Annotated in this window: 10 protein-coding genes and 1 pseudogene; 2 read left to right on the plus strand and 9 right to left on the minus strand. The window is 47.9% G+C overall.

The features are described from left to right. From KY305_RS17200 to KY305_RS17240, 9 genes are all read right to left on the minus strand, one after another. Positions 1 to 14964 carry a non-ribosomal peptide synthetase gene (locus KY305_RS17200; RefSeq protein WP_223063578.1) on the minus strand — a complete coding sequence of 4988 codons (14964 nt, stop codon included), beginning with the start codon at positions 14962 to 14964 and terminating at the stop codon, positions 1 to 3. A 38-nt stretch (positions 14965 to 15002) separates the two neighbouring features. After that, positions 15003 to 15752 carry a polyketide synthase gene (locus tag KY305_RS17205; protein WP_223063579.1) on the minus strand — a complete coding sequence of 250 codons (750 nt, stop codon included), beginning with the start codon at positions 15750 to 15752 and terminating at the stop codon, positions 15003 to 15005. Between the two features lie 9 nt (positions 15753 to 15761). Beyond that, on the minus strand, positions 15762 to 16535 hold the full coding sequence (locus KY305_RS17210; protein ID WP_223063580.1) for an enoyl-CoA hydratase/isomerase: 774 nt from the start codon (positions 16533 to 16535) through the stop codon (positions 15762 to 15764). Continuing rightward, on the minus strand, positions 16532 to 17794 hold the full coding sequence (locus KY305_RS17215; protein ID WP_223063581.1) for a hydroxymethylglutaryl-CoA synthase family protein: 1263 nt from the start codon (positions 17792 to 17794) through the stop codon (positions 16532 to 16534). Before KY305_RS17215 ends, KY305_RS17210 begins: the two co-directional genes overlap by 4 nt. A 53-nt stretch (positions 17795 to 17847) precedes the next feature. Then, complete coding sequence (locus KY305_RS17220) at positions 17848 to 18096, minus strand: acyl carrier protein (protein WP_061520602.1); 249 nt, start codon at positions 18094 to 18096, stop codon at positions 17848 to 17850. A 68-nt stretch (positions 18097 to 18164) separates the two neighbouring features. Beyond that, positions 18165 to 20405 carry an ACP S-malonyltransferase gene (fabD, locus tag KY305_RS17225; RefSeq protein ID WP_223063582.1) on the minus strand — a complete coding sequence of 747 codons (2241 nt, stop codon included), beginning with the start codon at positions 20403 to 20405 and terminating at the stop codon, positions 18165 to 18167. A 1-nt stretch (position 20406) separates the two neighbouring features. Then, the gene (locus tag KY305_RS17230; protein ID WP_223063583.1) at positions 20407 to 21381 is read right to left on the minus strand and encodes an acyltransferase domain-containing protein; all 975 of its coding nucleotides are present in this window, start codon (positions 21379 to 21381) and stop codon (positions 20407 to 20409) included. Positions 21382 to 21517: 136 nt separating this feature from the next. Beyond that, positions 21518 to 22387 (minus strand): ACP S-malonyltransferase, encoded by an 870-nt coding sequence (fabD, locus tag KY305_RS17235; RefSeq protein WP_223063584.1) that lies wholly within the window; start codon positions 22385 to 22387, stop codon positions 21518 to 21520. A 326-nt stretch (positions 22388 to 22713) separates the two neighbouring features. Beyond that, positions 22714 to 23391 carry an MBL fold metallo-hydrolase gene (locus KY305_RS17240; protein WP_223063585.1) on the minus strand — a complete coding sequence of 226 codons (678 nt, stop codon included), beginning with the start codon at positions 23389 to 23391 and terminating at the stop codon, positions 22714 to 22716. 552 nt (positions 23392 to 23943) lie between these two features. On the opposite strand from KY305_RS17240, the gene KY305_RS17245 reads away from it, so the two are divergent. After that, entirely contained in the window at positions 23944 to 24228 is a 285-nt protein-coding gene (locus tag KY305_RS17245) for a hypothetical protein (RefSeq protein WP_223063586.1), read from the plus strand. Next, positions 24221 to 24370: pseudogene (locus KY305_RS17250) on the plus strand (T7SS effector LXG polymorphic toxin); the annotation flags it as partial. The gene KY305_RS17245 and the pseudogene KY305_RS17250, both read left to right, overlap by 8 nt.

Genomic DNA, 24370 nt, shown 5'->3' on the forward strand with positions numbered 1-24370 from the left:
TTAAACCTCCACTTCATAGGTATCCCAGATGTTTGCCGCGGTTTTCTCTTTTATTTGCTCACGGCTGTCCGGCGAAATCGGCCGCTTTTTTAATACAGGCGGCGTCAAAGGTTGGCGCTTGACCTTGCGTCCTCCGTCTTCCTGCCACGCTTCTATAATGACGTGGGCGTTCGTTCCGCCGTCTGCAAAGCAGTTTATCCCTGCTGCCGGAATGGATGACGGCCACTCCGTCAGAGCGCGGCTGAATATGATATTGGCCTTTTCTCTGTCAAAATGTGCATTTTCTTGTTCGCCGGATAAAAACGGCACGAAGCTGCGCTCTTTCAGCATGAGAACGACTTTAATGAAGCTCGCAATGCCTTCCGCGCATAGCGGATGCCCGATATTCGGCTTCACAGAACCGATTCCGAGCGGACCGGCGTCTTGAGGCCGATAGACTGATTGAATGGCTTTCAGTTCTAAAAGATCGGTTACGACTGTCCCGGAACCGTTTGCTTCGATATAGCTGATATCTTCCGGCTGTTTGCCGCTTTTAGCGAGAGCCGCCTTCATGACGGCTTTTTGGGCATCCAGGCTTGGCGTAGCCGGTCCTGCCGTTCTTCCGTCGTTATTGACAGAAGCCGCCTTCACTACGGCATAAATGGAATCCCCGTCCTTGAGCGCCTGTTTCACCGTTTTTAACAGAACCATTCCGACGCCCTCGCCAAGCACGACTCCATCGGCACGTTCATCAAAAACATGGAAGGAAGAAGCTTCGCTTAAAATACCGCGCTGATCAAACAGCTTATGGGTTTCTTCAGATTCGAACAGGCTCACGCCGCCCACAACGGCTGCTTTAATTTCTCCGGTTAAAAGGGCTTGAACGGCCATATTCATGCCGACTAAAGCAGAGGAACAAGCCGTATCCAGCACAAGACTCGGGCCGCGCATGTCAAAATACTGAGACAAGTTGGCCGCCAAATAGTTTTGGCCCACCGCGACAATCGGATTTTTCGCATCCAAGAGATTCTCTTCACCCGGTTTATGACGGCTTCGTCCGCCGAGGTAAACGCCGATCGGCTCCCCTTTTATTTCCTCCGGTGCATATCCCGCGTGATACCACAGATTCAGGCACTCTTCTAACGCAGCCAAAGCTTGCGGGTCCATCGCCTTTACATCCTCTTCAGGAAGTAAAAAGAATTCCGGATCAAACTCATGAATGCTATCAAGCACTCCTGCGTAATAAGACGTCTCTGAACCCCAGCGCTCCGGCGGAACCGGACGGATTGACGAACGGCCTTCCGCAAGAAGCGACCAGTACGCCTCTAAAGTGTCTGCCCCCGGTAGTCGGCACGACATGCCGACTACCGCAATATCCTCACCGTGCGGTCCTCCGTCAAACGGTTCTTCTTGCAATGCAACGGCTGGTTTTTCACCTTCCGGCTCAGCCTGTGCTTTAAAAGCAGGCTCCGGCGCCTCTATCTTAAACAAGCCTGACAAAGACTCGGCATAGCCTTCAATAAGCCAGACGGCGAAGCTTTGAATCGTCGGGTATTCATAAAGAATCGACGGATCCAATGACGCTTCGAGGCTCCGGTTAATCCGCTGCAAGAGCTGCGCAAGAATGATGGAATCCACACCGTAATCTTGGAATAATACATCTGTCTCAAGCTGATCTTGATCAATCCGAAGCTCTTGAGAAAATAACTCTGTCAGCCAAGCTTCTGTTTTCTTCGCTAATCGTGTGTGATCTTCGGCCGGATCGGCGATTTTCCCCGCCGGTTTTTGATCCGCCGGGCTCTTTTCGTGCACAACCTGTTTGCTGCGCCGCATGAATTGTTCCGGTTTCCAAAGCTCTGGATTTGAAACAGCCGGCAGTACCGCTCCCCGGATTGATCGGGCTAAAATGCCGTCTAAAAACTGTAATCCTTCTGCATTCGTCATGCTGTACAAGCCGCTGTCTTTATAAGCTTTATTTGTCACTTCGCCCATCCCGGTTTCTTTCCAGTTCGGCCATTGAATACTGACGATCGGCGAAAGCTCGCGGAATGCATTCGCAAAGTAATCCATATACGCATTCGCCATGGCATAATCAGCTTGTCCTGCCGAAAGCGCCGGAATTGCCGCTGAAACGGATGAAAACAGAACGAAAAACTTCAGCGGCTCGCCGCTAAACACGTTGTATAACGCCTGAAGCCCGTCTATTTTCGGTTCAAGCACGCGCTGTATATCTTCATCGGTTTTTCTGATAAACGCCAGCGTCTCTTTATCGGTCACACCCGCACAATGGATAACGCCTCCGATCGGTCCGAGCGTCTGTTTCATATGGTTCAGTTCTTGTTTTAACACTGCTTCATCCGCTAAAGGGACGGACAATACGTGTACTTTTACGCCTTTTGCTTCCAATTCAAGCACAGCTTGAATTTTCTCTCTTACAGAAGCCGGAGCCCCTTTCAAGCCGCCCGTCCACTCTTTTCGCGGCGGGAGCGTCTCACGGCCTGTGAGCACGAGCTTTTTCACTCCGTAATGTTCGGTAAAATGGCGGGCGCATAACAGTCCGATTCCCCGTGTGCCGCCGGTAATGAAAAGTACATGATCTTCAGGGAAATCTGTCCGGCGCTCTTCATGTACATCTTGATTTTCAGAGGCTTTTAATACGGCGCGGTACCTCATGCCGTCCCTCCAGCAAATCTCGGCATCATCGGAGCGGACATTAAATTCATCCGCGATTTGTTTCGCGGCCTGCGAACTCTTCAGAGACGCTTCAAGATCGAGATGTCTCGATACGAGGTGGCTGTACTCGCATGCAAGCATCCGGTACAGGCCGGCCCGTCCTGCCCCTGTTGTTTGAGTGGCTCCTTTCATTCCTAACGACTCCAACTCTTTCGTTACGCAAAGCAGCGTAATGCCGTCTTTACGGCCATGCTCAATCAGCTTTTGGAGCCACTTCATTCCAATCATGTCTCCATGGTCTTCTTTCGCTGCGCCGAGAAGATCGATGACTCCGGCAAAACGTTTCCAATCATATTCAGCAGACAGTTCTGCCGTGCCGATTATCTTGTGATTCGGAAAATGCGCTGAAACTTCTTCTGCCAGATTCATCGTTTCCCGGTCAGCCAAAATCGCGACTGGGCGTGTGCTTGGTTCCCGATATTCTGCGGGACTCAGCTCCCATTGTTTCGTCAACACGCTCTTTGACCGTTTCTCTATATGAGGCTGATGCTTTTTGTTATGTTCAGGCAGCCAATACGTGTCTTTTGCAAACGGATAGGATGGAAGACTGATCAAACGCGGCCTGTTGTCATCATACAGACGGTTCCAATTGATCATGCCGCCTTTTACCCATACCTCTGCCAGCTTGGCGTATTTTCTTTTTCTGAGCCAGGCATCGATGACGATGTCCATATCTTCGTCGGCCGTAAACAGGGCAAACGTCTCTTTATTGCGAGACTGGCCGGTGTAAAGCCCTTGAGCGTCTTGTTGATTCTCCGTGAAAGCGTACAGCTTCGTTTCCAGCTCCGACATCGTTGCTGCGAGAAATGCCAAGCGTTCTTCCATTTCGTCCCTTCCGGTTTGCAGCGTATAAGCGATAGCGGCCAAATCCTTATCGGTGTATGGCTTTTTGTGAATCTCCTCCAACAGCTGTACTGCCTGTTCGTGAAGTTTTGCTTTTGATTTGGCAGACAGGAGGATAATCGCCGGATTGTCCGGGTTTACTTTATGCACTGGGTGACCGGCTTCTTCCGGAATATACTCTTCAATGACAATATGGGCGTTGACGCCGCCAATACCGAATGAGCTGACTCCGGCGCGGCGCGGAATGATTTTTCCGTTTTTGTCCGCTAAAGCCTTCCATTCCTGATTTTCCTGCACGATATAGAAAGGACTGTCTTTCAGCTGAATATAAGGATTGATCGTTTCGGAATGCAGGCTCTTGACCAATGTTTTATGCTTCATTTGCAAAAGCACTTTCATAACACCCGAAATCCCGGCGGCCAGCTCTAAGTGGCCGATATTGCTTTTGACTGAGCCGATGCCGCAGCGATGATTGGCAGCCTCAGGCTCTTTATTTGTTTTTGACAGCTCATGAAACGCCGCCTTTAAACCGTTTATTTCAATCGGATCGCCCAATTCAGTGCCCGTTCCGTGCGCTTCAATATAAGTGACGGTGCTCGGGTCAACTTCCGCTTTCCGGTAGGCATTCACCAATAAATCAGCCTGCTGTTTCGGATTCGGCGATGTTAATGTGTTGGCACGGCCTCCGTGATTTTCCGCCGTACCGCGGATAATGCCGTAAATCGGATTGCCGTCCCGTTCGGCATCAGCCAGTTTTTTCAGCATGATCATCCCGGCGCCTTCTCCTCTGACATATCCGTTGGCATCTTTAGAGAAAGTTTTGCATTTTCCGTCTTTACTGAGCATGCCCGCTTTGCTGTAGCTGATGTGCGCTTCCTCGGTCAAAATCGTGTTGATCCCGCCGGCGATCGCCATGTCGCACTCTCCGTTTTGCATAGCGGAAACCGCGCGGTGAATCGCCACAAGCGAGCTTGAGCACGCCGTTTCAACCGGCTCGCTCGGACCGTGAAGATTTAATAAATAGCTTAAGCGGTTCGGCCCTACTGAAGGAATCATGCTGCCTGTCGCCGCATGGCCTTCCAGCGGCAGTCCGGCTCTTGTGAATAAATCTTTATATCCGGTATTTCCCGTCCCGATAAAGACACCCGTATTTGTGCCGGAAAGGCTCTCCGGTTTACATCCCGCATCTTCTATCGCACGCCAGGCAAAGGTCAATAATAACCGCTGCTGCGGGTCCAAATACTGAGCTTCCCGCGGTGAGATGCCAAAGAACAGCGGGTCAAATTCAGCGATGCCGTCAATAAATCCGCCCCACTTGATATTCGTTTTATTTTCTTCAAGATTCGGGTCGCCATCAAACGCCTCCCAATCCCAGCGGTCTTTCGGAATCGTTGTGATGCAGTCTTTCCCTTCTTTCAGATTGCTCCAAAATTCATCAACATCCTTCGCGCCGGGGAATCGGCCGCTGATGCCGACAATGGCAACCGGTTCAAAACGAGGTTTCGTAAGCTTCGGTGTTTCTGCCTTGGCGGTAATAACCGATGCGAAACGTTTTCTTTTTGCCGCTTTCGGCTTTTGGACTACCGGATGCTCTTGTACTGAAACCTCTTTCGGCTTCGTCTCGGCAAATCGGCCGTGATACTCTTTTGCCAAATGCCCGGCTAGGCTGTTGATCGTTCCGTATTCAAAGAAGATCGTCGGCGCAAGCTCAAGCTGGTGCGTTTCATTAATCCGGTTTGTAAAGACGGTGAAGGAAACTGAATCAAAGCCGTATTCACTCAGCTCTGTATCAATATCAATGTCCTCACGGTCAACTTTTAAAATCTCGCTTACCATACCTGTCAAAGAGGTATGAAGCGCTTGATGAGGTATTGCATGTTCCGGATCTCTTGCCGCAGAAGAAAGCTCTGCTTTCACTTCATCCGTCAAATATTCTGCTAAGCTGCGGATGGTTCCGTGTTCAAAGAAAATCGTCGGCGCAAGCTCAAGCTGATGCGCTTCATTTAATTGATTTGTAAAGACAGTGAAAGAAACTGAATCAAAACCGTATTCGCTCAGCTCTGTATCAATATCAATGTCCTCACGGCTGACTTTTAAGATCGAACTTACCATTTGAGTCAGCGGATCATGCCAGTTGCTTTCTGAAACGGCGGATGCCGCCGTATGTTTCTCTTCTGGCGATTCAGGTTCAGAAACGGGCAGGAATGTCTGTTTCAATTTTGCCGCAATCCCTTCCGCTGCAAAAAGATGAGGCTTCGCATGGGCCATTCCTTCATAAAATGCGGCTAAGCCGGTCTCCGTTTGAAGCGGAATCATTCCGAAGGTTTTAGCCATCATCTGTTCAGTCTCAGCTCCGGCCTGCATCCCGCCTTCTTTCCACAGCGGCCAGTTAAAGGAAATCGTTTTTCCGTGCCGCAAGCCGGCAGCTGTCAATGAATCTCTGTAAGCGGCATATGCATCCATAAACGCATTGCCGGCGGCGTAATCTGCCTGGCCGATATTGCCGAGGCTTCCGGAAACAGAGGAGAAGAGAACAAAAAAGTCGAGCTCGCAGTCTTTGCTGGCTTCATCTAAATAAGCAGCGCCTAATACTTTAGGAGCCAGAACCTCTTGGAATTCCTGACTCGTTTTTTGGATCAGAAAACGGTCTTTGATGACTCCCGCACCGTGAATGATTCCGTTCAGCTTCCCGAAATCATGCATTATCTCTTGAATGAGTGCTTCGTTTGCCTGCCGATCAGCAGCATCAAGCTTTTTATACACGACATTGGCGCCCGCTTGTTGAAGCATGCTGATCTCACGCTGTTTTTCTTCGTTTATATCTGAGCGGCCGGTCAGAATGAGACTCGGCTGTTTCACACGATTTGTGATTTCTTTTGCGAACATAAGACCTAAGCTTCCGGCGCCTCCGGTAATCAAATACACGCCTTCGTCCTTCCAGACAGCGTCGGTTTCAAGTGCCGGCTGTATTTCTTTCCAAGCCTTCACATATCGTTTTTCTCCTTTGTAACGAATATGTTTATCTTGAGGTCTTTGGCTGTCGTTTTTCAGCTTCCCGGCTATAGCAGGCATTTCTTCTATCGCTGACATTTCAATAAGCTGACACGTCAGTTTTCCGTATTCCAATTCTGCTGTTTTTAAGAGGCCTGACAAGCCGGCAAACAATTGCTGGCTGCCGTCAGCGGAAATAACGGTTTGAATCAGAATGCGCCCTTTTCGTTTTTCGCCCATCATCTGCTGAATCCGCTCAGCGATTGTTTGCGCGTACGTTTGGAAGCGCTCAGCCGCCGTTTTGCCCGCACTATCGAGCATCAGTAAGCCGGCGTCTTTCAAGCCGGAAGCAATATCTCCGTTTGCATGACGTGCTTCTTCACAAAGAATGACCAAATGCTCGTCAGCGTGTAAACCGGATACCTGAGACAGCTCGGCTTCTTTCCAGACTGGCTCAAACATGATTTTTTCAGAAACGGAAAACGTTTGAACGGATTCTGTATCTCCCTCAAGCACTCTCGTTGAAAAACCTCTCATTTTGACGCAAACCGCCCCTGTATCGTCGAACAGGTCAATGTCTGCTTTCTGAACCGGATCTCCGCTTTGGTATCCTTCACTAAAACGGGCATGGGCCCACATATTCGGCGTACATCGTTTCACGACTTCAAGGTGTTCAAGCGCAAACGGCAAAATCAGCTTGTGCCCGGCAAACTCCTGCATAATGCAGATCGTGGCTGTCTGGACGGCTGAATCAATCATGCTCGGATGGAGTGTAAATTGTCCGCCCGTATGAGAAACGGAAGACGGCAGCTGTAATTCGGCCAGCACTTCTTTTTCGCCGATAAAGGCTGCCTTAATGCCTTGGAAAGCCTTGCCGTGGAACATTCCCCTGCTTCTGCCTTCTTGATAAAAGGCGGCCGGTTCAAGCTTGTCCGCTGCACATCTGCTTTGTAAAGCGGCAAGGTCCGCCTTAGGATGTTTATCAGCTTTGATGATTTCCGCACGCCCTTGGCTGTGCAGCACTTCTTCGTTTTCCATTACACTGTATATGTCATATGAGATGATTCCGTCTTCTTCAGGAAACAGCGCAATATGCACTTGCCGCTGTTGTTCATGGACAACAATCGGTTTCAGCCACACTGTATGATGCAACGTGATTCTGTCATCATGTTCTAATAAACCGCCAAGCGCCCGTTTTACGGCTTCATATGCCATTTCCACATACGCCGCTCCCGGAAGCACCGCTTTTTCTCTGACCACATGATCTGCCAGGAAAAATTCTGAGCCTGTAAACAGTGAACTGAATCGCTGCTGGGACAAATCAGATGTATTTTGATGCACGAGCGGATGTAAAGCTGAGATTCCGGCTTGGGCTGCCGGTGTTTTCGGCTCTGCTTTTTTCGGCCAATACGGTTCCTTCGCAAAAGGATATACCGGCATGCTTATGCGGTTAGGATGTTTATCTTTATAGAGCTTATGCCAATTGATATCGACGCCTTTACTCCACATCTCAGCCAGCTTGTTTCCTTTTCCTTTCGCCAGCCATTTCTCAATGAGTTCAGCGCTGTCATCATCATCGGAAAGCCATGCGATGTCTTTCGCCTGCTGTTTTTCTCCCCTGAAGCAGCCTTTAATGGACGGCTTATCGTTTACAAAGTCGCCAAGCTGCTGCTTCAGCTCCGCAATGCTGCTTGTGATAAAGACTGCCCGCTGCTCCATCGCTTCCCTTCCGATCTGGAATGTGTAGGCGGCATCAGCGAGATCAGCGTCCGTCGTCTCCTTCGTTTGTAAGAAAGCCAAAAGCTGCCTTGCGTACTCTTTGAGCCGCTCTTTCTTTCTGGCCGACATCGGAATAATGAACGGGCCTTTCCAGTCTTCCTGCCGGGATGATGCCTGATATTGTTCAAAAATCGCATGCGTGTTTGTTCCGCCGAGACCGAACGAACTTAACGCCATGCGGTGGGTGTTGATCTCCCGGCTTAATGCTTTCTTTTCTTCCACGACGTAAAATGGAGAATTTTCTAAATCAAGGTTCGGGTTCGGTTCTTTGTAATTGATGCTCGGCGCAAGCTCTTGATGATATAAGCTCATCACAACCTTGATACATCCGGCCATTCCCGCCGCCGTGTCCAAATGACCGACGTTTGTTTTTACCGAGCCGATTCCGCAAAATTGTTTTTGATCTGTATATTGTCCGTATACCGATCCCAGTGCCGACAGTTCAATCGGGTCACCGAGTTTCGTGCCTGTGCCATGGGCTTCGACGTAACTGACGGTTTCAGGATTGATGCCCGTTTGATCGATGACCTTCTGAATGACTTCAGCCTGTCCTTTGACGCTCGGAGCGTAAAAACCAACCTTGTCAGCACCGTCATTATTGACGCCGATTCCGCGCAGCAGCGCATAAATATGGTCTCCGTCCCTTACAGCGTCCGCAGCATTTTTCAACAGCACGGCTGCGGCTCCTTCACCGCCCATCATTCCGTCAGCAGATGCATCGAAGGCCTTAATATGGCCGTCGCTTGAAAAATTCAGTCCCGGCTGATGCACGTACCCGGCATTTGATTCAGTATGAAGGGTCGCACCGCCGACAAGCGCGTACTTTGATTCGCCGGATTGTAAGCTTTTGTATGCCGAATGCAAACCGATTAAGGAAGACGAGCAGTTGGCATGAACGAAATAGCTCGGCCCTTTCAGCCCAAGTTTATGAGAAATCATCGTCGGAATCGTACCGCTTTGGGCAAGCACCCATGACACATAGCCATCAGGCGTTTCCAGCTGTTCTGTCGTCTCCTCCGGCAATAGACTGCGGTAAGAATTATTGCTCGCCGACATATAAACGCTTGTTTCAGGAATTTCTTTTGAGACATAGCCTGCATCTTCAATCGCTTTCCAAGAATGAAGCAAAAGCATCCTCAGCTGCGGGTCCATAAATTCGGCATCTTTTGGAGAAAAGCCGAAGAAACCGGGATCAAACATCTCTTTTCCGTCTATAGCTGATTTCGCCGCGACGAAGCCGGGATGATCAGCAAGCTCTTCTGAAACGCCGAAACGGCGAAGCTCTTCTTTCGTAAAAAATGCGATGCTTTCTTTGCCTTTTTTGAGGTTATCCCAAAATTCAAAATGATTTTCAGCTCCGGGAAACTCACAGGACATACCGATAACCGCGACACTGTCCTCATAATAATCAGGAAGATCATGAGACGGCCTTTTCCGGGAATCTGACCGCGTTTTTTTGTGCAGTACAGCCGAGAGAGCAGCTTCTTTTGGTTTTTGATCTGCTATATACCGGCTGATTTCTTTAACCGTCGCATATTCAAAAAGCTCTGTCACGCTGAATTCACAATGCAGTTCCTGGGTAATCCGATCAGCCGCGGTGACGGCAAGAAGCGAATCTCCGCCGGCGTCAAAAAAGCGGTCATCAGGCTCAATTTCACTGTTTTTCAGGACATCCTGCCAAATCGCAAGCACTGTATGCTGAATATCTGATGAAGAGAAAGCTTTCGTTTCTGCCGGATTTTCCGTCAGGTCACGCTGCGCAAGCCGCTTGCGGTCTACTTTTCCGTTTGGCGTGAGCGGAAGCTCTTCAAGCCGGATAAAATAAGCAGGCACCATATAAGCAGGCAGCGCTTTTTTCAAATGATTCCGCAATTCCTTTACTGAAAGAAGTGATTTCCCGTTTTGTACGATATAATAAGCTGCCAGCCGTTCACTTCCGGTGTGACTGTTGACCACAACCACGCTCTCTTGCACGTCCGGATGGGCATTCAGCTTACTCTCAATATCCCCCAGTTCAATCCGGTAGCCGCGGATTTTCACTTGGCTGTCCATCCGTCCCATATATTCGATACGGCCGTCAGGAAGCCAGCGCGCCATATCCCCTGTTTTGTAAAGCTTTGAATCACGCTCCAATTCATGATTGACGAAGGCTTTCTCCGTCAGCTCCGGCTTATTAAAATAGCCTCTTGCCAGTCCGTCTCCTGCAATGCAGAGCTCTCCGGACACCCCCGGAGGAACAGGCTTAAGCTGAGAATCCAATATATAAATCCGGGTGTTGGCGATCGGGCGGCCGATCGTAAGCGCGCTTTCGTTTTCAGATATGCGCTGAACCGCGGACCAGATCGTCGTCTCCGTCGGACCGAACATATTCCAAGCCTCACTGCCGGTACTCAGAAACTGCTGCTTCAATTGTTCAGAAAGCGCTTCGCCGCCGCAAAGAATTTTCATTCGTTCTTCATTTGTCCATCCGGAATGAAAGAGCATTTTCCACGTAAACGGAGTCGCCTGCATGATCGTCGGTTTATACTCCTTTATCAGCTCTTTCAGCTTCTTGGCGTCTTTTGTATCTTCTGTTTTACAAATGTTGCACTCTGCTCCTTTAATTAAAGGAAGATACAGCTCTAAAGCAGCGATATCAAAGCAGTACGTCGTCACGGCAAGCAGCTTATCTTCTGATGAAAGACCCGGCTCTTGTGCCATGGAAGTCAAAAAGTTTGTCAGCGCACGGTGCGGAATCATTACGCCTTTTGGCTTACCCGTGCTGCCTGACGTGTAAATCACGTATGCCAAATCATCAGGTGTCACCAAGCGTTTCAACGCCGTTCTTTCTGATGTCGTCCGTTCTATTTCATGCCAATCGCGATCAACCGCCACGGCCTGAACGCTGCTCCAGTTTAATGAATCCTGCAAATCAGCCGTCGTCAGCGCCATCGTAATCCCGCTGTCGGCAATCATATATTCCAGTCTGTCTGCTGGATAGGAAGGGTCGAGCGGCACATATGCCCCTCCGGCTTTTAAAATGCCGAGAAGGCCGACAGCCATTTCTAATGAACGATCTGTATAAATACCGATGAGACCGTCAGGCCCTGCGCCGTGCGCCTGTAAAAAGAGCGCCAGCTTCGTGCTCTTCTCATCAAGCTCGCGGTACGTCAGTGTTTCCTTTTCATACACGACCGCACAAGCGTCCGGCGTTTTTGCCGCCTGCCGTTCAAACAGTTCATGGAAGCATACATCGGGATACTCGCGGCTTGTCTCATTCCACGTCTGAAGGATCAGCTCCTCCTCTTCTTTAGGAAGCGGGGAAATGTCCCCCAGCGGCAGGTCCGCCTGCCCCGTCAATGATTCAGCTGCATGGACAAATTGGTCAAAAAGCCTGGAAACACCAGCTTCGTCAAATAACTCTGTGCTGTATTTCATCGTGAGATCCATGCCTGATTTCTCTTCCCACAATTCAAACACAAGGTCGTATTCGCCTTCTTGATGAATGTCTTTGACAAATTCGCAAGAAAACTCTTCATATTGATCAAGCATAGATTGATAGCTTGTATTTTGCAGGAAGTTTTGATAGAAAAAGGCCGTAGTGAAAATAGGCGACCCGATTTGCTGCGGCTTCACATTGACATCCCGCACCATTTTCGGAAACGGATAAAACGAGTGATCGAGCCCGTCAAGGACGGTATCCTGCACCTTTTTCACCAACTGTGCGAACGGCTCTTTTCGATTCACTCTGTTTCGGATCGGAAGCATATTGAGAAAATGGCCGATTACCGCATCAAAACGCTCTTCCGGTCTGACCATGGCCGGCATGCCTACCACAATGTCTTCCTTATCCGTATATTTGCTTAACAGCACCATATAGCAGCTCAGCAAAACGGTTGACAGATTAGTTGAATGAGCCTTAGCAAATGATGTCAATCCGTGCAGCAGCCGATCCGGGAGGCGGCGTGTATACGTATCTTCTGCAAACTCCGGTGCCATTCGGCTTGTGCGCATTGACGGAAGCTGAAGATCCGGCAATGTTCCTCCGAGCTGTTCTTTCCAGTAGGAACGGGAGGCTTTGCTTTCTTCACCTGCTAAGTACCGCTTTTCCCATGCCGCAAAATCATAGTGCGTGACTGAGGAAACAGATTGATCATCTTCTTTCCCTTGCAGCAGCGCCTGATAGTGATCAAGCAGACTATGAATAAATGTAATGGAAGAAACGCCGTCAAAGATGATATGATGGATCACCGTAAGTAAGAAATGCTCCGTATCCGATTTTGAAAACAGCTGTACGCGAAGTAACGGGCCGGATTCCTTTACGAACGGCTCTTTCACTTTTTTTCTGATAAAAGCAGGTATATCTGACTCTTTTACTTCAGAAATGTCTTCCTCCGATACACCAAAGGGATACGCTGTTTCCATTAAATAAACATCGCCTTTTGTTTCTTTCACAACACGCTTTAACATCGGGTGCTGTTCTAATACAAGCTGAAAAGCCTGCTTTAGTTTCTCTTTGTCTATTACTGATGTGAATCGGAAACAGAGCGGAACATGATAAGAAGATGATTCAGGCGACATTTTTTGCAGGGTCCACAGCCCTTTTTGAACCTCAGAAAGAGGAAGCGCCGTTTGCTTTTTCTCTGTTTCCACAGACGGTGCAGGCTGCGCCGGATTAAGCTGATCAGGCGCTTTTTCAGCTGTATAGGCCGCTAATGCGCCAATCGTCGGATGCTGGTGCAGCTCCCTCGCCGTAAGCCTGATATGATACGTTTTTTCAATCGATCTGGCGAGTCTCATCATTTTTATGGAGTTTACTCCAAGGCTTTGAAACGGAGTATCTGCGTCGATGAGTTCATCTGCTATTTCAAGTTCATTTTTCAATAAGCGGATAAATTCATTTTGAATCTCTTTTTCTGCTGCAGCAGAAAAAGAGATGTCCGCACCTTGTCTCTTTTTATGTAAAGAATCAAATTGTCCTTGTTCGAAAGACGTTTTCAGCTGGGTGCGCTGGATTTTTCCGATCGCCGTTTTCGGAATGTCTTCTTTTGCCGCCGGCAATAAATAGTCAGGTGTGACGCCGACTTTCTGTGTCACATGCTGATGAATGGTTTGAAGCAGCTTGGCCATGCGGTTGTCATCCAATTGAACGGACGTGACAAAGAAGATCGCCAGCTTGTCTGTCGTGCTTTGATTCGGCCGGACGGCGCATGCAGCTGTAAATGACGTTTCAATTTCCGGTAATTCCTCAACGGCCGATTCAATCGCGTGGCTGTAGAAGTTTACGCCGTTAATGATGATGGCATCTTTTGTACGGCCCGTTATCGTCAGGCGGCCTTCACGCAAGAAGCCGAGGTCTCCCGTTTCAAACCAGCCGTCTTCTGTGAAGACACTCTCATTTAAATCCGGCCGCTCATAGTAGCCGCTCGTAACAGTCAGTCCCGACACTTGAAACCGGCCGATTTCTCCTTCTTCCACTACTTGATTCCGCTCATCCGTAATCCTCATGTTAAATCCCGGGATCGGAAGCCCGATCTCGACGAAACGGTCCTCATCGCTCGTGTTTGCCCGTGTAAACTCATCTGAGAAAATCACGCCTGAAGATGTTTCAGACATTCCCCATGCCGGCCGGATCGCATTAGCGGGCAGACCGTGCGGTTCGAGCAGCTCCATGATTCTGCGCCCGACTTTTGCAACCGCGGCCTCGCCGCCATTGAGCATGTAACGCATTGAGGATAAGTCCCAATTCCGGGTTTGAATGTCTTCTGCAAAGTCTGCAAGAAGACCGAAAGCAAAATTGGGCGCCCACGTAACGGAAGCGCGGTAATGATCAATTAAATCGAGCCATTTCAAAGGGTCCATCAAAATAGACTCACTTGGTATATTGATTTCTTTACACCCAAGGTAAACATCGCGCAGGTGGAGCATTCCGATGCCGCCGACATGGTCAAAAGGCATCCAGTTAAACGTGACGTCATCACTTGTATAGCCCTGCATTTGAATATTTCCTTTCACCATGCACACGATGTTTTCATGGCTGAGCATAACGGCTTTCGGCGTGCCCGTGCTCCCTGATGTTAACAGCAGCATCGCCAAGTCTTTCGGACGGGGATGGTGCCAGTCTGTTTCCATATCTGCCGCTGACAGATCTTCCGCGGCTAAAGCACAGAACCCGGCAAGTTTCTGCTCCTTCGCCCATTCTGTCATTTCCGGCAGCATCTCCCGGCTTGTGATGACAAACGGCTTATTCAAAAGCGTCCAGGCGTCTTTCAGTTTTTGAGTGCCGCTGTTCATTTCCGTATAAGCCGGTGCGGCTGCAAGCGGCACCGGAATGGCGCCCGCTAAAACACAGCCCCAAAAAGCGGGGATGAGCTGAGAATTGTCGCTGAGCTGCAAAATTACTTCATCTGCAGCTTTCACTCCTGATTGCCGGAGCCCTTTTACAATTGAAAGAGCGATTTTTCTCAGACCGCTGTACGTCTGATATACTTCAGTACCGTCAGGCTGGATATAAGTGATTCCCTTTGTGTCTCCCGCCGCCGCGGCAGTTTTATGCAGAACTTCAGGAATCGTCATCGGCTGATCCGCAGAGAGCCGCAATGGTTTTCCATAACTGACAGATGGTTTGAGTAACCCGCTTTCATTCATATCCCTTTTCATAGAGCTGCCTCCATTTCATCTGTATGTATGATGTATTTTTACACTCCGTACATGGTCGTGATCCGTTTTTTCACTTCTTCATCATGAAAGGTTTTGTCATGCATGATTAATTCTTTTTCAATAACGGCAGGCAGCTGCTCGCGAATCGGCGCCACTAAGTGTTTTTTCAAAGTGATTAAAGAGTTTCGAGGCTTTTCCGCAAGCTCACGGGCCAATTCCTTCGCATGGCTTAATACCTGCTGGCGCGGCAGCACCGGAAAAGGAACTCCCCTTTTCTCCAATTCACCGCCTCGGTAATGGCCGCCGTTCATCAGCATCTCATGCCCAAGGCTGAAGCCGAGCTTTTGAGGGACGATAAATGTAGCGCCCATTCCTGGGGTAAACCCGTATTTCATAAAGTTTGCGGTATACACACTTTCTCTGCTTAAAATGACAAAATCAGCAAACAGCCCCATGACAAACCCGCCGCCGATTCCATGTCCCTGCATAGCGGCAACGACGGGAATATCGCATTCCAGCGCCAAAGAGTACATGCGGTCTTCTGTAAACTTCGTAATGCCCTGCTGAATCCTCAGCAGACCTTCCTGCGTGCCTCCTGAAGCAAAGTAATTATCATACCCGGTTAAAATAACGGCTTTATAGGCTGAAGATGCCTGTATCCGTTCAAACGCCTTCATTAATCCATCTGTCAGCTCTTGTGAAAAGGCGTTTTTGTGAGCTCTGTCTTGCATCGTCACTTGGACAATATCCGGTTCGATCTCAAGCAGTTCAACTGCAGCGTGCGGCATGATATCCTCCTAACTGTTTTCATTCTCCCATGGTAACCGGCCCGTTTCTGCGTAACGGATAATGGCCGATTGATTATCCCGGTCTGAAAACATAGCTTGGTTTTCCGCTAAAGCGATTGATTTAGAGCGATGAACAAGGTCATTCAGCGAGTCCATGTATTGTTTGTAGCGGATGACGGCCTTTTTCGACAGCAGGCGGAGGCGAAGCAAATGCTTTCTCAGCTCCGCGCCGCTTTCCGGGCTGCAAACATCCGCAAGCCCCCATTCCTGTGCCTGCCGGACGGAAACGGGTTTTGTCATGATTGTCATATAATGCGCCTTTTGGAACCCGATCCGCTGAATCAAAAACGGCAGAACGCACGCGGGAAAAAGTCCGAACAACAGTTCAGATAAGCTGAATGAAGCGGACTCGTCTGCAATGACAATATCGCTGGCGGCAGCAAAGCCAACTCCTCCGGCATTTACTTTTCCGCGGACGTGGGCGATTGTAATGTACGGCCCCGACTTTAATGCCAGCCATAAACGGTACAGCGGTTCCTGCGTCTCCGCATGCTGAATCCCCTGCCGCATCTTCTGATACATCTCGCCGAAATCTGCCCCAAAACAAAACACCTCAGGCAGCCCTTCAAGCACTACGACGGTAACCGATGCCTCGCATTCAGAAAGAACATGCAGGCATTCCTCCACTAAACGGTCATTAATCGTATTATTGGCTTCAGGGCGGTAAAAGGTAATGAAGCAGACATTTTGCTGAAAGCGGACTTGTATCGTGTCATAGGTCACGGCAGCCACCTGTATTTCCGATGAAATTCGCTGATTTCTTCTAAATATAAACGCGGGCTTCCTTTGTGATGGTCTGAGATGCCCGGGATCATGTTCATATCCAGCTTTACATTACGGGTGCCGAACTTCACCATGCCGCTTCCTTTAAATAATTCTTCATACTCTTCCATTGACAGTCGATACCTATTGTTCAAATGCTCTTCTATTCCAAATGACCGCTGCCGTATTTGTCCCTCAGGCGTAACGATGCCGCTGTAAAATTCCGAGCAGCAGCCTGATCCGTAAGAAAAACAGCCGATCCGTTTTGAGGTTTCAAATGTCCCCTGGTCGATGGTGCTTGCCAGCGCCAAAAGGACGGCGGCTCCCATAATATTTCCGACTCTCTGACAATAACGTAATCCCGGCTCTACCCTGCTTTGGAAATCCTGTTCAATCTCAGCGCTTTTCGCTTTCGCGAGCTTGCGCATCATCGTACGATGCGCTCCTTTTACCATGCCGCCAAACGGCGTATGATAGGCCAAATAGTGAAACGTATCCTTGTAATCGGCAAGAGGCACACGGTTTTTGTACTCCCGAAACGTCTGTTCACAGCAATCGAGATAGGACATCAGTGACAGGTCCGCATCTCCCGCTTCACTGTCGGGAATCGGTCGGCACGTATCCATAACTTCATAGCCGTAGTAGCCGTTTGCACCCGCATCCGCCTGAAAAACGATCGGATTTTCACCTACCAATAAGGCAACCGCACCCGCTCCGGCACTCGGTTCTGCGTAAGACCAATCCTCGCTTAACGCATCGCCGCCTTCGGCAATTAAGAACCGGGAAATATCAGTCGCAACGACAAGCGCTTTGGCTCCCGGGGATGTTTGAGACAAAATAAAGTTGAGCGCCATCTGATAACCCGCCGTTCCCGAATAACAGGCTTGTTTCAGCTCAAATAAACGGCAGTTCCGATTCAGTCCTAAGTGATCATGGATATATGTACTGAGTGATTTTCCGAAGTCAATGCCCGACTCCGAACAGGTGATCAGCAGTTCAATCCGGTCTTTTTCAGCCTCTGTCAAGCGGTCAATAATCGGCTTTGCCGCATTTACACCGAATGTAACGGGGTCTTCGTACGGAAGCGCTACCGCTTTTTCTTTCATCAATAAATTTTCAAATCTGGCAGGGTCTAAATTTCTGTATGCCGCCAGCTGCATGACATCGAGATAAGCCGTACCGCCAAACACATTGATTGCTTCTATTCCGGCCGCAGCCATGATCTTCGCCTCCACATATGTATTAAATTCCCGTTTTTCGTTCGTTTTTTAAATCAGACAGCCTGTACTTTTTCATACAGCTTTTCTGCTAATTCGCCGATATTCGTAACTCCCGTCAGCTCAACGCGGGGAATCTGCAGCGATAAATCCTCCAGCATCATCGTAATAATCTCAGCCCGGTCAACGGAATCCGCCCCTAAATCAGCCAAGCGGTCTTCAAATGAAAGCTCCCTGCCTTCTAATTCAGGCAAAACCTCATATATATTGCGTTGCAGCATTTCAAAAATTCTCTCTTTATTCATTGACATTTCCTCCTAGTCCTCTTTCGTTTTATGAATATTTCATGTTTTCAATCTATCATTTCGTCTTGTCAACACATTTCCAGAAACGCGCTTATTTTTTTATTTAAAAGCGAGGCTGTCTCTTCCATAAGACGGCAGCCGATTTCATCAACGCGGCGGTTTCTCCATGATTCCAGTTCCGTTCCTTTAATCCATTGGTTAAATGCGCCTAATGCAGGTCCGCAGTGAATTTGGTAATCCACCTTAGCTTCAGGGTCTCCTTTAATCGCTAAAGAAGAGCTCTGCCTGAAGTACCATTTGAATACGAGCGCCATTTTATGTTTCGGGTTCCGCTCAGCCTTTAACAACTCTTCATTTGAAAGTCGTGCCTTTACTTCTTCGTACACGTCTCTTATGCTGCGCTTGAAATATTTTTGTTCAATTTGGGTGAGTGTTCTTTCGTCGATTTCCTCAAGCGAGCTGTAACGCTGGTATAAATCATGCAGCTTGCCGGCTCGGGTCGGGAAGAACAGCCCTTTCTTTAATACCTGCACCTTGCTGCCTGATTCAAACATATCCCCTGCGGGCGCGTAAGCTGTGTCTTGCACATTCATCTGCTGAAGCAGATCCTTTACCTTATCACTCGTTGCGGCTTCAACGGTGCATTGGTTGATCGAGCCGGTCACAATAAAGTCAGCCCCCAGCATAAATGCCGCCATCGCAGACTCCGGAGTCCCGATTCCGCCTGCCGCCCCGACCCGGATGGTTTTATCATATTGATATTTCTTCATCATTTCGTCCCGCAGCAGCAGCATCGCCGGCATAAGACTGTATGCGGACCCCCCGTCTGTATGGCCGCCTGAGTCCGCTTCCACGCAGATGTCATGCGCAACCGGGATTTCCCGCATAAGGTCTGCTTCTTCAGCCGTAATTTTGTTTTCCGCCGCCAGTTTTTGAAGAAGATGTTCAGGAGCCGGACTTAAAAACGCTTCCGCTACCTCAGGCCGTGACAGCTTCGCAATAATACGATTGCGCGGAATGACCTTGCCATCATTACCGCGCTTTATTCCCTTAGCGCGAAACCTTACTAAAGCAGGAGTAACCGTTAAAAATGCCGACGCCTCCAGATTTATGACCCCGTGTTTCAGTAAAAGGTCAATCATTTTTTCTTCTGAATCTGTATGCTTCATGCTGTGTACGACATTAATGCCGAAGGCGCCGCCGTACTGAAGTTCGTTTTGAATCGACAAAATGGCGTCCTCAGCCTGCGGGATGCTTAAACCGCCTGTTCCGAAAAAACCCATCATGCCTTTTTTGGCCAGTTTTACGACCATTTCCTTTGAAGCGATTCCCCGGTACATGCCGCCGGCCAGATAAGCGTATGTCAGCTGGTAATCGCGTTTAAACTCTTCATTTCCTAATGACGCCGCTGTAACGGCTGGCCGGGCGGTGACTGCGGGAGCTTTTGCTTCTTCTGTAATCGGCTCTGCTTCAGCCGTAATTCTCTGAATAAGTCCGGCCAGCACTTTTCCCGGGCCGATTTCCTCAAAGCTCATGTCTTTTCTGCCCATTAAAAAACGGATACTGTCTGTCCAGTTCACTGTGCCGCTGATTTGTTCCGCCAGCGTTTCCTTTATCCTTGCTTGTTCATACGGCCTTGCCGTGACATTTGAAATAACGGGAATCGACAGCGGATTAAAGTGAAGGGACTCAATAAAATGTGTAAACTCCTCCTTCGCTTCACGCATATATCTGGAATGAAAGGCTCCGCTGACATTTAAGCGATGGACCATTTTTACGCCTTTGACCGCTTCAAATACGGCTGCGGCTTTTTCTATATCTTCTTTATATCCGGAAATCACGATTTGCTGAGGTGTGTTGATATTGGCGATATCTATCATATGTAATTGATATTCTCTTAAAACGTCTGTCACCTGCTGATGATTCAGGCCGATCACGGCTGCCATGCCGCCTCCTGATGCACGGCTCATCAGCTCGCCTCTTTTTTTGACAAGCTGTAAGCCTTCCGCAAAATCAAATGCTCCCGCTGCGTATAAAGCGTTGTACTCTCCTAAACTGTGTCCTGCCACAAAATCCGGTTTCAGTCCGGTTTCCTCTGTCTTTTTCAAATAACAGAGAGCGTTGACGACATACAGCGCCGGCTGGGTGAACTGTGTCTGATGTAAACGTCCCCCATCCTGGCACAGTTCTTTCACCGAGTATCCGAGAATATGATCGGCCTTTGCAGTCAGCTCGGGATATTGATCAAATAAATCGGCCCCCATGCCTTTTTGCTGAGAACCTTGGCCGGGAAAAACAAAGGTAATCATCTCATTGTCTCCTTCCGGGCGATGATAAAATGATGTCTTCTATTTGCTGTAAATGGTTTATTTCTTTATGAAACGGCGTCATAATGGTGCGGATGCGCTCTGCCGAATCTGCGGGAAGCAGCTGTTTGGCAAACGCCGCCAAAGTTCCGGACGGTCCTGCATCAATATACATGCCTTGCTGGCGGCTTTCTGCATATTGAAGCGCTTCCCGAAATCGGATGGGCTTTCTTACTGCATCCCAGAAAAAATCTTTTTGGACGTCTGTTACGATGCCGCCCGACAGACTGGAAATATAGGGTATCGAAGGAGGCTGCATTGACTTCGTGTCTAAAAAACGCTTAAATGCATGCTCCGCCGGGTCGATAAGCGCTGAGTGAAACCCATACGAAACCGGTAAAAGCTGATGAGGAATCTGCTTTTCTCTCAGAAATTCCATCATCCCTCTTACCTTTTCCCGCTCTCCGGAGATGACAAAGTGAGAATGATAATTAACAGAAGCCAATTCACTCTGCTCATATAACATCGGAGATTCTTGATATAATTGCGGATCGCCCAGTATCGCCAGCATACTTCCTTTGCGGCATGTTTGTTCAATGATTCCGGCCTGTTCCTGCACGCAATCCAAGGCATCTTCCGGGCTCATCACACCAGATACGGCCGCCGAGGCGTATTCTCCGAGGCTTGCCCCGATGACGAAATCAGGCCGGATGCCCTTTTTCTCCATCGCGTAAGCAAGTGCATACTCAGCCATAAAAATCGCAGGGTGAGTAAGAAGAATGCGGTCAAACGGATCAGACAGCCGCTTGCCCGAATGATAAACTTCTTTTATGACAGATAAACCGGTACGCCTCGCAGCAAAATCGTCCATATCCAGCATCTTTTCCCGAAAAGCGGAGTTATGGTTAAACAGTTCTTTTCCCATCTGATAATATTGGGAGCCCTGTCCAGAAAACATGAAAACAATTGGCTGATTCATTTGTTCTCCTTTTAGCTGCTTATTTTTTTAAAATATTGATTTATGAGATTCATGATGTTGTGTGCAGATGAGGTGGTCATGATGATTTTTGACTTGCACATATTGTGAAAAGGTGGTGACTTTTTCCTAAGGGCCGCTAAACGGCGCCTGAAGGTTCAGTTTCTTTTTTGATGCGGTGAATGAGACCTGTCAGCACATGGCCCGGGCCTACTTCTTCGAATTCCATCCGTCCTTTGTTCATCAGGTAATGGATGCTTTCGTTCCACCGGACTGAATGGTCGATCTGATCGGCCAGAACCGAGTGGATTCCGTCTTGTTCATAAGGTCTGGCATGTACGTTCGAAATGACAGGAATTGATATAGCAGAAAAATGAAATGACTGTAAAAATTTTTTGAACTCTTCTTTTGCTTCGCTCATATATCTGGAGTGAAAAGCGCCGCTCACGTTTAAAGGGTGAAACATCGTAACACTTTTTATTCCTTCAAACACAGCTTTCGCCCTTTCAATATCTTCTTTACGTCCAGAAATGACAACTTGATGAGGGGAATTGATATTGGCAATATCAACCGTATGTAATTCATGTGTTTGGAGTACGTCCGCGACCTGGCTTTCAGTTAAACCCATTACGGCGGCCATTTTTCCGTCGGTGGCCATACTCATTAATTCGCCTCTTTTGCGGACAAGCTGCAAGCCCGTGATAAAATCAAATGCTCCCGCTGCAAACAGCGCGTTATATTCTCCCAGACTGTGGCCGGCCGTATAATCGGGCTGAATGTTTGAATCTTGGATTTTTTTCAAATAGCTTAGCGCGTTGACAACGTATAAAGCAGGCTGAGTGAATTGTGTTTTGTGAAGGTTAGAATACGGATTTTCCAAACAAAGCCGTTTCATAGAGTATCCGAGCGTTTCATCAGCCTGCTCAGTCAATTCTTTAAACTCGTCAAAGAGTGAACTTCCCATTCCCTGTTTCTGAGAGCCCTGCCCTGGGAATAAGTATGTGATCATTTTCTCAGCCATCCTTCCTCGGATTCAGATAGAAAGCATGTTCATGTTGATAGTAACTTCACAAAAATACCATGTCAAGTTAATTTCTCCTACGGCCGCTCCTTCATAATGCCTAATTTCTCCAGGCCGGCAGCCGATTCAGGGCTTTCGAAACGGAAATAAGCAGAACGGCCCATTCGACACATTTTGCGCACAATCTCGCAAATCCCTGTTACTCGGCCAAATCCCGCCCGAAAACCGGTAACAATATATCATTTTCTTTATAGATTTTCTTTCAGATATAAGCAAAAACAGTCAAATAGAACTAAATTCCCTATACCGACATGTTATTTAAAATCGAACAGTCCTTTTTGATTTTTTCTGTTGCGAAAATTCACGAAATGTTCCTTTTTATCAATTTGAAAATAAATATTATACTTCAGAAGGCGTTCCATCTTTTGGCCCGGCTCTTCTCCGAATGAATGCCCCGGGTGCACCCGCACGTCAGGGGGAATGAGAGCTTTAATCCGCTGTATACTGTCAAACATATCTTCAGCAGAGCTCCCTCTGTCCTCACATATGCCGCAGCCTTCAATAAACACTGTATCCCCGGTAAAAAGATGGTCAGAAAGCAAATAACACATTCCGCCCGCCGTGTGTCCCGGGGTCAGTATACTTCTGATTATAAAGCCTCCTGCCGCAAAGGTCTGGCCGTCTTCGAGAGCTATTAAATTTCTGCACCGGAATTGATAAAAGCTGATCTCTTCTGCCGACATGTACACATCAGAATGATAGATCTGCTGCAAAGGTTCGACTAGATTCACATGATCATAATGAGAATGAGTTAATAAAATAGCGGACAAATCAACATCCAATTCATATAACGTATTTGTGATTTTATCGATTTCCCACGACGGATCAACAACGATCGCAGATTTTCTGACACGATCCGCGATGATATAACAATAGTTGGACCACATCTGGTGAAATGTTTTGATTTGATGAACTTCATATGTATGATCCATTGTCACCATTCCTATTTGTAATATCCGGACATACAAATGAACACCCGTCCGGCCTACTGTTTCCACTTTATCAGATGGCACATTGATTTTCCATGGATTTTCCGGTAAAGATAAAAAACTGTTCAAATCAACAAAAAGCCCCAGCGGCAGGCTTTTTGGCAATTTGTTATCTTAATATATAAGGAAATAAGAATATTCATTTACCTGAATACTTTAGGGAATTTTATTCAGAAAATGAAGGATGTTTTTGAGATTGGGATAGTAAGAAAAACGAAATGAAAAGACACGACCGAAGAACCAGTAATTATGAACCATTACCATCGCAGCCTCACTTTATCAAAATGTTATAACGTTAATATTAGAATAGTATTTTAACCGGTTGAATTATGATGATATAACTTACCTTAAAGCCCCAAGGAAACAGTTACATAAGTACCCCCGTATTGTTCTGCTTAAATCGTTCACAAATAATTAATAATTATTTACAGTTGGAAATATAGAAAATATCTAATGGTTACTATGCAAGACAAAATCTTTAAGGAGTGTTTTAAAATGAATGTAAAGAAAACTGTAGTTTCAGCGCTTTCTATTTCGGCATTGGCCTTGGCGGTTGGCGGGGCAGCATCTGCAAAAGAAATAAACACATCTCCGGTTCCAAAAACAAATTCTATTGTTCTCTCAGGCCCGATTAAGGCTCAAGACTATTCCATCACATTAAAAGTCATTTCTAACCCAGTAGCCTATTACTATTCCTCTGATTCGAGCGGTGTAGCATCTGTAACACAGGGCGGAGTAGTTAAAGGCGTAAGCAAAGGCTCGGCTATATTACTTTACTAGCAAAGGCGCCGACAACATCAAAGCTTTATTTCAAGATCATGCAGGCGTCACAGATGAATGGCTGGAATTGATTGATATGAAAATCGAGTTTCTCACAAGCATAGAAGCTATGATTGAAGATGCCGGGCTTTCAGATTCTTAT

Source organism: Bacillus sp. YC2 (assembly GCF_019891195.1).
GTDB lineage: Bacteria > Bacillota > Bacilli > Bacillales > Bacillaceae > Bacillus.

Bases quoted from the DNA above. Each gene is read 5' to 3' on its own strand.
- KY305_RS17205 (WP_223063579.1), bottom strand. From the start codon at position 15,752: ATGCCGCACGCTGCAGTTGAACTGCTTGAGATCGAACCGGATATTGTC.
- KY305_RS17230 (WP_223063583.1), bottom strand. From the start codon at position 21,381: ATGAATCAGCCAATTGTTTTCATGTTTTCTGGACAGGGCTCCCAATAT.
- fabD (WP_223063584.1), bottom strand. From the start codon at position 22,387: ATGATCACATACTTATTCCCAGGGCAGGGCTCTCAGAAACAGGGAATG.
- KY305_RS17240 (WP_223063585.1), bottom strand. From the start codon at position 23,391: ATGGATCATACATATGAAGTTCATCAAATCAAAACATTTCACCAGATG.
- KY305_RS17215 (WP_223063581.1), bottom strand. From the start codon at position 17,794: ATGGCTGCGGCCGGAATAGAAGCAATCAATGTGTTTGGCGGTACGGCT.
- fabD (WP_223063582.1), bottom strand. From the start codon at position 20,405: ATGATTACCTTTGTTTTTCCCGGCCAAGGTTCTCAGCAAAAAGGCATG.
- KY305_RS17245 (WP_223063586.1), top strand. From the start codon at position 23,944: ATGAATGTAAAGAAAACTGTAGTTTCAGCGCTTTCTATTTCGGCATTG.
- KY305_RS17200 (WP_223063578.1), bottom strand. From the start codon at position 14,964: ATGAAAAGGGATATGAATGAAAGCGGGTTACTCAAACCATCTGTCAGT.
- KY305_RS17220 (WP_061520602.1), bottom strand. From the start codon at position 18,096: ATGAATAAAGAGAGAATTTTTGAAATGCTGCAACGCAATATATATGAG.